This is a genomic window from Streptomyces daghestanicus, assembly GCF_020521275.1.
GTDB lineage: Bacteria > Actinomycetota > Actinomycetes > Streptomycetales > Streptomycetaceae > Streptomyces > Streptomyces griseoviridis.
Genome location: NZ_BNDX01000007.1, coordinates 388404 through 401427, shown reverse-complemented (window position 1 = coordinate 401427; position 13024 = coordinate 388404). Strand labels below are relative to the sequence as shown.

Here is a 13024-nt window from a genome sequence, read left to right as displayed (position 1 = left end):
CACCAGGCCCCGCTCACCGGCGCGGGGAAGGCGCAGCCGATTCCCCGCGACCTGGTCCGAACGACAGGCCTTAGACGGACTGCCGCAGGACCGCGACCTCGCGGGGGCCGAGGACCGGGTGGCCGTCGTCGCCCGCGGTGCCGGTGAGCAGCTCGCCGGACAGGCCGGTCACCGGCACCGTGTCGTCGGTGCGGTTGACCAGGAACAGGAACCGGGCGCCGGGTGCGCTGCGCACGGTCACCTCGACCCGTCCGCGCAGGGCGGCGGGCAGCTCGCTGCCGACCCCGGCCGGGGAGAGCAGACGGGGCAGCAGGGCGGTGAGCCCCGTGACACCGAGCCGGGTGGAGACGTAGGCGGCGGAGCCCTCGGCGACCGGGCGCCGGGTCACCGCGGGGCGTCCGGCGTGGTCACCGGTGCGGTAGCGGGCGAGCACCTCGGTGTCCTCGGCGGTGACGGTGATCCGGTCGGTCCACAGCCCGCCGGCCGTGCCGTCGTCCAGCTCCACGCTCTCACCGTCGAGCAGCGGGCCGAACTCCTCGACACGGATGCCGAGCACGTCGCGCAGGGCTCCCGGGTAGCCGCCCAGCCACACATGGTCGTTCTCGTCCACGATGCCGGAGAAGTAGGTGGTGACCAGGTGGCCGCCCCGCTCGGCGAAGCGGGTGAGGTCCTTGGCCAGCTCGGCGGGGACCAGGTGCAGCACCGGCGCGATCAGCACCTTGTGGCGGCTCAGGTCGGCCCGGGTGGTGACCACGTCGGCGCGCACCCCGAGGGCGAGCAGCGCCGAGTACCAGTCCAGGGCCTCCTGCCGGTAGTCGAGCAGCGAGGTGGGGTGCGAGTCCTGCTCGCTCGCCCACCACGACGCCCAGTCGAAGATGATGCCGACCTCGGCCGCCTCCCGTTCGCTGCCCGCGACCGGCGCCAGGGACTCCAGTGTCCGCCCCAGCGCCGCCACCGAGCGGAACAGGTCGCTGTCCGCGCCGGCGTGCGGGACCATCGCCGAGTGGTACTTCTCGGCGCCCGCCGCCGACTGCCGCCACTGGAAGTAGCAGACCGCGTCGGCGCCGTGCGCCACGTGCAGCAGCGCGTCCCGGGCCAGTTCGCCCGGCCGCTTGGCCAGGTTCACCGGCTGCCAGTTCACGGCGCTGGTGGAGTGCTCCATCAGGAACCACGGCCGCCCGCCGGCGATGCCGCTGGTGAGGTTGGCGGAGAAGGACAGCTCGTCGCGGTCCTGCGGCCCGGGGTGCACGTAGTGGTCGTTGGAGACGAAGTCGATCTCGGGCGCCCAGTCGGCGTAGTCCATGCCCTTGGTGCCGCCCATCACCATGAAGTTGGTGGTGACCGGTACGTCCGGGGTGATCTCCCGCAGGATCTCGCGCTCCGCCCGCAGATGGTCCTTCAACGCGTCGGACGAGAACCGCTTGAAGTCGAGCTGCTGCGTCGGGTTGGGGTGCGAGCCCGCGAGGCGGGGCGGCAGGATCTGCTCCCAGTCGGTGTAGCGCTGCGACCAGAACGCCGTCCCCCAGGCGTGGTTGAGGGCGTCCAGGGTGGTGTACCGGGCACGCAGCCACTGCCGGAAGGCGCGGGCCGCGTCGTCGGAGTAGTCGTAGACGTTGTGACAGCCCAGCTCGTTGGAGACGTGCCAGGCGACCAGCGCCGGGTGGGCCGCGTAGCGCTCCGCCATCGCGCGCACCAGGCGCAGGGCGTGTTCCCTGAACACGGGGGAGGTGGGCCGCCAGTGCTGCCGTGCCCCGGGCCACACCGTCTCGCCCCGGTCGGTGACGGGGAGGATCTCCGGGTGGGCGGTGGTGAGCCACGGCGGCGGGGAGGCGGTGGCGGTGGCCAGGTCGACACCGACGCCGTTCGCGTGCAGCAGGTCCATGACCTCGTCGAGCCAGCCGAAGTCCCACTGGTCCGGCCCCGGTTGCAGCCTGGCCCAGGAGAAGATCGCCACCGAGACGACGTTGACGCCGGCCTCGCGCATCAGCCGTACGTCCTCCTCCCACACCTCCCTCGGCCACTGCTCGGGGTTGTAGTCGGCGCCGAAGAGGAGCCGGGGGGTCCGGTCGTCGTCCGGGCCGCCGGGGCGCGACAGGAGAGTGGAGATCATGGCGGTCCTTCCAGATGTGCAAAGGGGCGGCGCGGTCTCGCCGCGCCGCCCCGGGAGTGGTGCTACCGCAGGGTCACTGGACGGTGAAGCCCTGCTCCTTGCCGTACTTCACCGACGCGTCCTGCCAGGACTTCAGGGCGTCGCTCAGCTTGGTGTCGGAGACGTATGCCTTGCCGACGGTGTCGTTGAAGATCGAGTTGGCGTACACCTGGAACGGCAGGTACTGCCAGTCGTCAGCGACGTCGGCGGCCGACTCGGCGAAGATCTTGTTGGCCTGCTGGCCGCCGAAATACGGGAACTTCGTCTCCTGGAACGTCGAGGACTGCAGGTCCTCGGTGGTCGCCGGGAAGGCGCCCGCGTCGAGCCGGGTCTGCACACCCTTGCCGGAGTTGGCGTACTCGATGAACGCGTAGGCCAGCGCCTCGTTCTTGCCCAGCTCCGGCATGGCCAGCGAGCTGCCGCCGTTCTCCGCGCTCGACTTGCCGCCTTCCTTCCACTGCGGCAGCGGGGCGACGCGCCAGTCCCCGGACGCCTCCTTCGCGCCCGACTCCAGGTTGGCGGGCATCCAGGCGCCGATGGGCAGGGTGGCGATGGTGCCGTCGCCGAGGCCCTTGAACCAGTCGTCGCTCCAGCTGCTGACGGGGGCGACCAGGTCCTCGTCGAGGAGCTTCTGCCAGGTGCTCGCGAACGTGGTGGCCCCCTGGTCGGAGAAGTCGACCTTCACGTTGGTGCCGTTGACCACCGAGTACGGGCGCGAACCGGCCTGCCACAGCAGGCTGGTGGTGAAGCCGGCGTCACCGGCGTCGGCGGTGATGTACGCCTTCGGGTCGGCCTCGTGCAGCTTGCGGGCGGCCTCGACGTACTCGTCCCAGGTGCCGGGCACCTCGATGTCGTACTTGTCGAAGACCTTCTTGTTGTAGAACAGCGCCATCGGACCGGAGTCCATCGGCAGCGCGTACACGCTGTCGGTGCCCGCCTTGACCGCCGACCACGGGCCGGGGGAGTAGTGCGCGGCGAGCTTGCCGGCGCCGTAGGCGCTGAGGTCGGTCAGACCCTTGGAGAGCGCGTACTGGCCGATGGCGTAGTACTCGATCTGGGCGACGTCCGGGACGCCCTTCTTCGCCGATATGGCGTTCGACAGGGCGGTGTACTCGTCGGCGTTGGTCCCCGCGTTGACGAGGTTGACCTTGACCTTCGGGTTCTCCTTCTGGAAATCGGCGGCCACCTGCTTCAGGGTGGGCTCCCACGCCCAGACGGTGATCTCCCCGCCCTTCTTCAGGGCTGCCTTGACGTCCGCCTCGGAGACCGCCTTCCCGCTCGATCCTCCGTCGTCGGAGTCACCGCAGGCGGTGGCTCCCAGCGCGAGGGCGCAGACGAGTCCGATGCTGCGCAACAGAAGGCGCGAGTGCTTGTGCATGGTCGAGCTTCCACTTCCTTGTGGCCGGTGCGGCCCTGTCGGGGGTGTGCAGAACGAGGAACATGCGTGGGGGGAGGACGAGGTGGGGGGAGTCTGCCGTCACTCCTTGACACTCCCGGCGGCGAGCCCGGACTGCCAGTACCTCTGGAGCAGCAGGAAAGCGGCGACCAGGGGCACGATGGTGATCAGGGATCCGGTGATGACCAGGTTGAACACCACCTCGCCACCGGCCGTCTGGGCTTGGGCGTTCCAGGCGTTCAGGCCCACGGTCAGGGGGTACCAGTCCGGATCCTTGATCATGATCAGCGGCAGGAAGTAGTTGTTCCATGTCGCGACCATGGTGAACAGCAGGACCGTCACAATACCGGGAGCCAGCAAGGGGAGTACAACTCGGAAGAAGGTCCTGGCCTCGCTCGCGCCGTCGATTCGGGCGGCTTCCAGCAGTTCGGTCGGAATGGCCTCGGTGGCGAACACCCACATCAGGTACAGACCGAACGGCGAAATCAGTGACGGGATGATCACCGCCCAGGGGGTGTTGGTGAGCCCCATCTTGCTGAACATCAGGAAGGTGGGCACCGCCAGCGCCGTGGTGGGCACCGCCACCGCGCCGATGACGACGGCGAACACGGCCTTCTTGCCCGGGAACTGGAACTTGGCGAGCGCGTACCCGCCGAGCACGGCGAGGAAGGTGGCACCGCCGGCGCCCAGGACGACGTACATCAGCGTGTTCAGCAGCCAGCGGGAGAAGACGCCGTCGTCGTAGGTGAAGGTGTCGGCGATGTTGCTCCACAGGGCGAAGTCGTCGTCGAACCACAGGCCGAACGAACCGGCCAGCCCCTGCTGGGTCTTGGTGGCGCTGATGAGCAGCCACAGCAGCGGCACCAGGCTGTAGAGCAGCACCAGGCCGGTGAGGACGGTCAGCAGGACGCTGCGGCGGGGCTTGGTGGACGGCGCCCGGCGGCGGTGGGAGCGCAGCCGCGGCGGCGCGGCGTGCGAACGTCCTTGTACGGGCGGGTGGTTGCGGCCCGGGGCGGTGGCGAGGGGACTGGTCATCGCTGGTTCACACTCCCTTGCGCGTGCCGCGCAGCTGGACGACGTAGGCGATGACCATGGTGATCAGCCCCATGATGATGGCGACCGCCGCGGAGTAGTTCTGCTGCTGCCCGTTGAAGGACAGCGAGTACGTGTAGAAGTTCGGCGTGTAGTCGGTGGTGATGGCGTTCCGCGCCAGCGGCCGCATGATGCTGGGCTCGTTGAACAGCTGGAAGCTGCCGATGATGGAGAAGATCGTGGCGATCACCAGGGCGCCCCGGATGGCCGGGAGCTTGATGGCGGTGATGATCCGCCACTGCCCCGCGCCGTCGATCTGCGCCGCCTCGTACAGCGAGTCGGGGATCACCCGCAGCGCCGCGTAGAAGATCAGCATGTTGTAGCCGATGAACTCCCACGTGACGATGTTGCCGATGGAGGCCAGCATCAGGTCGGCGGAGAGCGGGTCGGGCAGGGAGACGCCCAGGGCGTCGTTGATGTCACCGACCAGGCCGTAGCGGGTGCCGTACATGAACGACCACATCAGGGTGGCGACCACGGCGGGCACCGCGTACGGCAGGAAGATCGAGACCCGGAAGAAGTCCCGGCCGTAGAGGCGCCCGCTGTCCAGGGCCAGGGCGACCAGGAGCGCGAGGCACAGCATGACCGGCACCTGCACGACCAGGAAGAGCGAGACGCGGCCCAGCGCGGCCCAGAAGCGGTCGTCCCGCAGCGCCTGCTGGTAGTTGTCCAGGCCGACGAAGGTGTTCCCGCCGATCAACTGCTCGCGGAAGAGGCTCAGGTAGATCGCGTACACGATCGGCGCGAGGAAGACCAGGGCGAACACGGCCACGAACGGGCCGAGGAAGCCCCAGCCCGTCCACGAGCGGCGGTCCCGTCGCGCCTCGGGCGGTACGGGACGCGACCGGGTGGCCGCTGGGGGGTGCAGCGTCGTCATCTCGTTCCTTGCTGGTTCACTGGTGAACTCGCGATGTTTACGTAAACATCGCACAGCGCGAAGACGGGCTGGGGTTGTTAGGTTTACGTGAACATCCGGTAGGCGGCATGTCTACCGTGCTCCGGTCAAGACGGTCAAGCGGCCCCCGGGCCACATCCCGGGCAGCGCCCGGAAAAGCAAGGAAAGGCGGCGGACGGCGAGTGGACACCGCTGAGCGAGCCGACGCGGGCACGCCCGCACCCAAGGGACCCGCCGGGACACCCGCGACGACCCCACGGCGCCGGCGCCCCGGCCGGTCGCAGAACGCCTCGATGGCGGACGTGGCAAGGCTGGCGGGGGTCTCGTCGCAGACGGTGTCACGGGTCTCCAACGGCTATGCCGGCGTCACCGAGGAGACCCGGCGGCAGGTGCGCGCGGCCATGGAGCAGCTCGGCTACCGGCCCAACAGCGCCGCCCGCGCCCTCAAGAGCGGCGAGTTCCGCACCATCGGAGTGATCACCTTCACACTGTCCACGACCGGCAACGTCCGGACGCTGGAGGCCATCGCGCAGTCCGCCGCGCAGGAGGGGTACGCGGTCACCCTGCTGCCGGTCGCGCTGCCCACCCAGGACGAGGTGCGCGGCGCCTTCTCCCGGCTGGAGGAACTGGCCGTCGACGCGGTGATCGTCATCATGGAGGTCCACCTGCTCGACGCGGCCGTCATCACCCTGCCCCCGTACGTGCAGGTGGTGGTCGTCGACTCCGACGCCGGGGACCACTACACGGTCGTGGACACCGACCAGGCCGGCGGCACCCGCGCCGCCGTCCGGCACCTGCTCGCCCTCGGCCACGAGACGGTGTGGCACCTGGCCGGACCCGAGGACTCCTACGCCGCCCAGCGCCGCGCGGACGCCTGGCGGGCCACCCTCACCGAGGCGGGCCGCACCCTGCCGCCGCCGGTCCGGGGCGACTGGTCGGCCGAGTCCGGCTACCGGGCCGGCCTCGACCTCGCGGGCCGCGACGGGTGCACCGCCGTCTTCGTCGCCAACGACCAGATGGCGCTGGGCCTGCTGCGCGCCCTGCACGAGAGCGGGCGGCGGGTGCCGGAGGACGTGAGCGTCATCGGCTTCGACGACATCCCTGAGGCCGGCGCCTTTCTGCCGCCGCTGACCACCGTCCACCAGGACTTCGCCGAGGTGGGCCGGCTCTGCGTGGCGGCGGCGCTGCGCCAGATGCGCCAGGACGCCCCGGAGCGGGGCACGACGCTGGTGCCGACCCGGCTGGTGGAGCGGGCGAGCACGGCGCCGCCGCCGGGCCGCTGAGCGGTTCGGGACGGGGCCGGGCCGGGCGCGGCCACTCGGGCCCTCGCCGGTCCCGTCGTGACCGTCGCGGTCGCCGTTCCCGTCGCGGCCGTCGTGGCCCGGCGGTGTCCACGGCCCGCAGCGCCGACCGGGCCATCCGCCGCGCCGGCTCCGGCCGATGCCCACGCCGGCCGGAGCCGCGACGGCCTGGAGCGGGCGGCAGAGGAGGGCCGGGAGGCCGGCGGCCGGGTTCTGCCGCTGGTGGTGGACGTCGCCGTCGCGGGGGCGGTGGGCGCCGCCGTGGCCACGGTGGTCGCGGCGGAGTCGCGGCGGCGGGCGTCACCAGTCGGTCTCGGCGGCCGCTTTGCGGGCCCGCCGGGGCAGCCAGTGGTGTTCGTGGAACCAGCGGCCGACCAGTGCCCCGCCGAACACCACGAACCCCACCCCGATGAGCCACGACTCCACCACCAGCACGGTGCCGACCGTGCCGTAGCTGATGGCGTTGTCGAGGATGAGCGGGGTGAACACCAGGTAGGAGAAGCCCCGCAGGCCGATCAGCCCGATCATCGTGGCCAGCGCCCCCGGGAACAGGTCCCGCCAGCGCACCGAGCTGCCCAGCAGGAAGTGCTGCCCCCACCAGAAGAACAGCGTGCCGGTCACCGTCGACAGCACGATCCGCGCGGTGCCGTGCAGCCCGGTCCGGGTCTGCACCTCCTGGTAGAGGTACGCGGTGAGCACCACCACCCAGGTCAGTTGGCGCCAGACCCGGTGCCAGGGGCCGGAGGGCAGACCCCAGATCCGCTCGTAGCCGTTCTGCACGCTCGCCGCGAAGGACACCCCGAACACCCCCAGGAGCAGACCGCCCCAGATGCTGGTGGTGCCGATGATCTCGCGCGGCGGGCTGATGATCTCCGTCAGCACCCGCGCGGAACGCCCCGACAGCCCCATGCCGTCGGCCAGCCACGCCGCGAAGCCCCCGCGGCCCAGCGGATCGGCGGCGGCGACCACGATGAGCAGCGGCGCCAGGGTGACCAGCGCGATCGTGGCGAAGCCCATCGCCCGGTGCATCAGTTCCAGGTCCCGGCCGTGCCGGACCAGGGCGGTGGCGGCCAGCCGGTCCCACAGGGAGTGGAACGGGCGCAGGAACCGGTTCACGGAAGGGGCGCTCCTCCAGGCGGGTCCGAGGCGGCTCGGGGCGCGGCCCTGAGGGTGGGGCCGTAGGGGTGTGGGCCGGTAGGGGGCAGGGACCGCGGTGTGCGGGCCGCTGGGGTGCGGCCGACTGCACCAACCTAGCCCGGTGGCCCGCCCGCCGCGCGCGCCCGCGTCCGCGCGGGGCACCCGCTCAGTCCAGGCGGCCCAGCTCGCAGACGCGCCGGGCGACGTCCCGCAGCTTCACGTTGTGGTCCTGGGAGTAGCGGCGCAGCACCTGGAACGCCTGCTCCTCGGTGAGCCGGTGACTGCCCATCAGGATGCCCATGGCCTCGCCGATGGTGTGCCGGGTGCCGATGGCCTGCTCCAGCTGGGCGTGCGTCCGGGCGCTGGAGAACGCCACCGCCGCGTGCGAGGCGAGCAGCCAGCCGGCGGTCTCACTGGCCTCGGTGAAGGCGCCCCGGCGGCGGGAGTAGAAGTCGAGCGCGCCCAGCTCCTCCTCGTCCGTGTAGAGCATGATGCCCATCATGCTGCCCAGGCCCAGCTCGCGGGCGCGCACCACGTAGTCGGGCCAGTGCGCCGGCTCGTCGTGGAAGTCGGTGATCCGGAAGCCCCGCTCGGCGGCGGCGGACCGGGCGACGTCGAAGCAGGGGCCCTGTGCCAGGCGCTCCTGGAGCCGGTCGCTGTCGACGACCACCTGGTCGGTCGGCGCGACGGACCGCACCTCACCGTCGCGCACGATGAGGATGCCGGCGGCGTCGCAGCCCTCGACCAGTTCGGTGGCCGCGTGGGTGATCCGCTCCAGGGTGGCGTCCACCGACTCCTGTGCCAGCAGGTCCCGCGCCAGCAGCGCCATGCGCTCCCCGAACTCGCGCCAGTCCACCCTGCCCGCCTTCCGCCGCACCGGTATCCCCCGGCACCCAGCATGCCGGGACCCGGGAGGAGCCGCCTGCCCGGAATACGGCGCGGCGGATCCGGACGGCTCAGCCGGCGCCGTCCACCGAGGCACGCAGCCGGGCGCTGGCCATCCGCATGTGCTCCGCCATCGCCCGGTCGGCGGCCTCCGGGTCGCGGGCCCGGATCGCCTCCAGGACCGCGTCGTGCTCGCACAGGGTGCCGCTGACCGTGCCCTCGATGTCGCTGACCCGCTCCATCCACACCTGGAGCAGCGCCCGGATGCTGTGCAGGATGTCGCTCAGCACGCTGTTGCGGGCGATCCGGGCGCACTCCAGGTGGAAGGCGATGTCCGCGTCGATGAAGGCCGTGACGTCGCCGCCCGCCTCCCGCATGTGCCCGAGATGGGCCTCCAGCAGGGCCACGTCCTCGTCGGTGGCCCGCTCGGCGGCCAGCCGGGCGGAGACGCCCTCCATGTACGTCCGCACCTCGACGAGGTCCTGGGTGCGGCGCTGGCCGAGCATCAGCCCCCAGTTGATCGCCCGGGGCAGGAACTCGGAGGTGCCCTCGCGCACGTAGGAGCCGGAACCGGGCCGGATCTCGATGATGCCGAGGACGTCCAGCGCGGACAGCGCGCCGCGGACGCTGGAGCGCGCCACACCGAGGGCCTCGGCGAGCTGGCGTTCCGCGGGCAGCCGGGTGCCGGGCCTGATGTGTCCGGCCGAGAGGTGGTCGAGGAGCCGCTTGGCGACCTCGCTGACGGAGGACTCACGCACCACGGGGCGCAGCAGCCGCGCCAGGTCGGGCGCGGCGTCCGGAGACTGCTGATCGGGCTGACTGGTCACGGTCACCAGTCAACCAGATGCGCGCGTACCCGCACTGACCAGCCGGTTCATCGGCCGGATGGGTGAGGTTTGTCAAGAGTTGGGCCGTTCGGAAATCTATGACGGTCGCCACACTGGTAAATTGGTGACCAATTTGTTTCGGCGGCATAGCGTGAGGTCCGATCCGGTCGGCCGCCCTCGCGGCGCCACCGGCGTGAGCCATCCCGGACGGAGCTGTCCGGGCGAGCCGAGGAGTCGCCATGGGTGCCGACGCGCCAGCCGCGGCAGTCGAGAGAACTGCCATCAAGAAGGTCTCAGTACGCCTCGTGCCGTTCGTGGCCCTGATGTTCTTCGTGAACTATCTGGACCGCACGGCCGTCTCGTTCGCCGAGCCGAACGGGATGGGCCAGGATCTGGCCCTGACCGCCGCACAGTTCGGTTTCGCCTCCGGGATCTTCTTCCTCGGCTACATCGTCCTGGAAGTCCCGAGCAACATGGCCCTGCACCGCTTCGGAGCCCGCCGCTGGCTGGCCCGGATCATGGTCACCTGGGGCATCGTCTCCCTGCTCTTCACCTGGGTGAACAGCAGCGGCGGCCTGTACACGCTGCGCTTCCTGCTCGGTGTCGCCGAGGCCGGGTTCTTCCCCGGCGCCATCCTGTTCCTGAGCCAGTGGGTGCCCTCCCGCCACCGCACCAGGATCCTCGGCCTGTTCTACCTGGCCCAGCCGCTGACCACGGTCTTCGGCGCCCCGCTCGCGGGCTGGCTCATCGGCCATCACGGACTGTTCGGCCTGGAGGGCTGGCGCGTGATGTTCCTCTTCGTGTCGGTCCCGGCCATCCTGCTGGGCGTCATCGCCTGGTTCTACCTGATCGACAAGCCGGCCGACGCCAAGTGGCTGACCCCCGCCGAGCGCGACTGGCTGACCGCGGAACTGGCCGCCGAGAACGCCCGGAAGACCGGTCACGACGACCAGCACGCCAAGGGCGACCTCAAGAAGGCGTTCACCAGCGGCCGTGTCTGGACCCTCGCCGTCGTCTACTTCGGCTTCGTCTACGGCCTGTACGCCCTGGCCTTCTTCCTGCCGACCATCATCAACGGCTTCCAGGAGCAGTACGACACCACCTTCAGCGTGATGGACAAGGCGTGGATCACCGCGATCCCGTACCTGCCCGCCGCGATCGCGCTGTTCTTCTGGACCCGGCACGCCACCCGGCACGGCACCCGCACCTGGCACGTGGCCGGCCCGGCGGTCGTCGGCGGCGTCACCATCCCCGTCGCCCTCTACATGGGTTCGCCCACCGCCACGGTCGCCGTGATCACCGTGACCGCGTGCGCCGTCTTCGCCGCCCTGCCCGTCTTCTGGTCGGTGCCCTCCCGGTTCCTGACCGGTGCCGCCGCCGCGGCCGGCATCGCCCTGATCAACACGGCCGGCAACATCGCCGGGTTCGCCTCCAGCTACATCACCGGCTGGCTGAAGGACTGGACCGGCGACTACTACGTCCCGCTCTACCTGGTCGGCTTCTTCATGCTGCTCTCCGCCGTCCTGATGGTCCGGCTCGCCGCCCGCCACCGCACCGACGAACCGGCCCCCGACCCCGAGCACCAGTCCCTGGAGGCCCTTCGATGACCCGCCTGTTCAACGACCCCGCCGCCTTCGCCGACGAGGCCCTGGAAGGCTTCGCCGCCGCCCACCGGCGCTGGGTGCGGCCCGTCACCGGCGGCGTCGTCCGCGCCGGCGGCACCCCCGGGGGACAGGTCTCCGTGGTCGTCGGCGGCGGCTCGGGCCACTACCCGGCCTTCTCCGGCCTGGTCGGCCGGGGCCTGGCGCACGGCGCGGCGGTCGGCAACGTCTTCGCCTCGCCCTCCGCCGCCCAGATCCGCTCGGTCGCCCGCGCCGCGCACGGCGGCGCCGGGGTCCTGCTGATGTACGGCAACTACGCCGGTGACGTCCTGCACTTCGGCCAGGCCGCCGAACGGCTCACCGCCGACGGGGTCCCGGCCCTGACGTACGCCGTCACCGACGACGTGGCCAGCGCGGACCCGGGAGAAGCGGGGAAGCGGCGCGGCATCGCCGGCGACCTGCCCGTCTTCAAGGCGGCGGCGGTCGCGGCGGAGCGGGGCCTGCCGCTCCGGGAGGTGCGCGATGTGGCCGCGCACGCCGGCGCCCGCACCCGCTCCTTCGGGATCGCCTTCTCCGGCTGCACCCTCCCCGGTGCCGACCATCCCCTGTTCACCGTCCCGGCCTCCCGGATGGCCGTGGGCCTCGGCATCCACGGCGAGCCCGGCATCGGCGAGGCGGAGCTGCCCACCGCCGACGAGGCCGCCGAGCTGCTGGTCGCCACCCTGCTGAAGGAACTCCCCGAGGACGTCGCGGCTCCCGCCGGACAGCGCGCCGCCGTGATCCTCAACGGCCTCGGCTCCGTCAAGTACGAGGAGCTGTTCGTCGTCTACCGCAAGGTCGCCGCCCTCCTGGCGGAGGCCGGTGTCGAGACGGTCGACCCGGAGGTCGGCGAACTCGTCACCAGCTTCGACATGGCCGGTGTCTCCCTCACCCTCACCTGGCTGGACGACCTCCTGGAAGACCTGTGGCGGGCCCCGGCCGACACCCCGGCCTACCGCAAGGGTGTCCTCGGCGAGCCCGAGGCGTCCGCCGCCCCGGCCACGCCGGCCCCCGACACCGAGGACGAGGCGATCCCGGCCGCCTCCGACGCCTCCCGGCGGGCCGCCGGCACGGTGCTGGCCGCGCTGGAGGCGCTGGCCGCCACCGTCGACACCCACGTGGACGAACTCGGCCGGATCGACGCCGTGGCCGGTGACGGCGACCACGGCATCGGCATGCAGCGCGGCTCCACCGCCGCCCGCGAGGCCGCCCGCGCCGCCCGGGACCTCGGCGCCGGTGCCGCCACCGTCCTCGCCCACGCCGGTGACGCCTGGGCCGACAAGGCGGGCGGCACCTCCGGCGCCCTGTGGGGCACGATCCTGCGGTCGGTCGGCACCGCCCTCGGCGACCAGGAGGCCCCCACCGCCGCCCGCGTCGCCGAGGGGGTGGCGGGGGCCTCCGCCGCCGTACAGCGGCTCGGTGGCGCCGAGGTCGGCGACAAGACCATGGTCGACGTCCTGGTGCCCTTCGCCGCCGCCCTCACCGGGGCCGTGGCCGCCGGGGACGGGCTCACCGCCGCCTGGGACCGGGCCGCGACCGCCGCCGCCGGGGCCGCCGCCGCCACCGCGGACCTGCTGCCCCGCAAGGGCCGGGCCCGCCCGCACGCCGAGAGGTCCCTCGGCACCCCGGACGCCGGGGCGCACTCGCTCGCCCTGATCACCCGCGCCGTGCACGGCGTACTGCTCGACCACCAGTGAGGAAG

Annotated in this window: 10 protein-coding genes; 3 read left to right on the top strand and 7 right to left on the bottom strand. The window is 71.8% G+C overall.

Annotated elements, in window-relative coordinates:
- Positions 1 to 70: 70 nt before the first annotated feature.
- From Sdagh_RS09105 to Sdagh_RS09090, 4 genes are all read right to left on the bottom strand, one after another.
- Positions 71 to 2110 carry a beta-galactosidase gene (locus Sdagh_RS09105; RefSeq protein ID WP_190078190.1) on the bottom strand — a complete coding sequence of 680 codons (2040 nt, stop codon included), beginning with the start codon at positions 2108 to 2110 and terminating at the stop codon, positions 71 to 73.
- A 73-nt stretch (positions 2111 to 2183) separates the two neighbouring features.
- The gene (locus tag Sdagh_RS09100) at positions 2184 to 3527 is read right to left on the bottom strand and encodes an ABC transporter substrate-binding protein (RefSeq protein WP_189424682.1); all 1344 of its coding nucleotides are present in this window, start codon (positions 3525 to 3527) and stop codon (positions 2184 to 2186) included.
- A 99-nt stretch (positions 3528 to 3626) separates the two neighbouring features.
- Positions 3627 to 4580, bottom strand: coding sequence for a carbohydrate ABC transporter permease (locus Sdagh_RS09095; protein WP_189424680.1), 954 nt, complete (start codon positions 4578 to 4580; stop codon positions 3627 to 3629).
- A gap of 7 nt (positions 4581 to 4587) precedes the next feature.
- Complete coding sequence (locus Sdagh_RS09090) at positions 4588 to 5514, bottom strand: carbohydrate ABC transporter permease (RefSeq protein ID WP_189424678.1); 927 nt, start codon at positions 5512 to 5514, stop codon at positions 4588 to 4590.
- Positions 5515 to 5825: 311 nt separating this feature from the next.
- Here Sdagh_RS09090 and Sdagh_RS09085 point away from each other — a divergent pair, with 311 nt between their 5' ends.
- On the top strand, positions 5826 to 6815 hold the full coding sequence (locus tag Sdagh_RS09085; protein WP_190011878.1) for a LacI family DNA-binding transcriptional regulator: 990 nt from the start codon (positions 5826 to 5828) through the stop codon (positions 6813 to 6815).
- A gap of 318 nt (positions 6816 to 7133) precedes the next feature.
- Here the strand turns inward: Sdagh_RS09085 and Sdagh_RS09080 are convergent, their stop codons facing one another.
- The 3 genes from Sdagh_RS09080 to Sdagh_RS09070 form a co-directional block, all read right to left on the bottom strand.
- Positions 7134 to 7949, bottom strand: a complete 816-nt coding sequence (locus Sdagh_RS09080; RefSeq protein WP_189424674.1) for a YhjD/YihY/BrkB family envelope integrity protein — start codon at positions 7947 to 7949, stop codon at positions 7134 to 7136.
- Positions 7950 to 8136: 187 nt separating this feature from the next.
- A complete protein-coding gene (locus tag Sdagh_RS09075; RefSeq protein WP_226534900.1) occupies positions 8137 to 8826 on the bottom strand; it encodes a GAF and ANTAR domain-containing protein in 690 nt (229 codons plus the stop codon).
- A gap of 100 nt (positions 8827 to 8926) precedes the next feature.
- On the bottom strand, positions 8927 to 9688 hold the full coding sequence (locus Sdagh_RS09070) for a FadR/GntR family transcriptional regulator (RefSeq protein ID WP_189424672.1): 762 nt from the start codon (positions 9686 to 9688) through the stop codon (positions 8927 to 8929).
- A gap of 233 nt (positions 9689 to 9921) precedes the next feature.
- Here Sdagh_RS09070 and Sdagh_RS09065 point away from each other — a divergent pair, with 233 nt between their 5' ends.
- Positions 9922 to 11289, top strand: coding sequence for an MFS transporter (locus tag Sdagh_RS09065; RefSeq protein WP_189424669.1), 1368 nt, complete (start codon positions 9922 to 9924; stop codon positions 11287 to 11289).
- Positions 11286 to 13019 carry a dihydroxyacetone kinase family protein gene (locus tag Sdagh_RS09060; RefSeq protein WP_190078191.1) on the top strand — a complete coding sequence of 578 codons (1734 nt, stop codon included), beginning with the start codon at positions 11286 to 11288 and terminating at the stop codon, positions 13017 to 13019. The genes Sdagh_RS09065 and Sdagh_RS09060 overlap by 4 nt, the downstream gene beginning before the upstream one ends.
- Positions 13020 to 13024 lie beyond the last annotated feature (5 nt).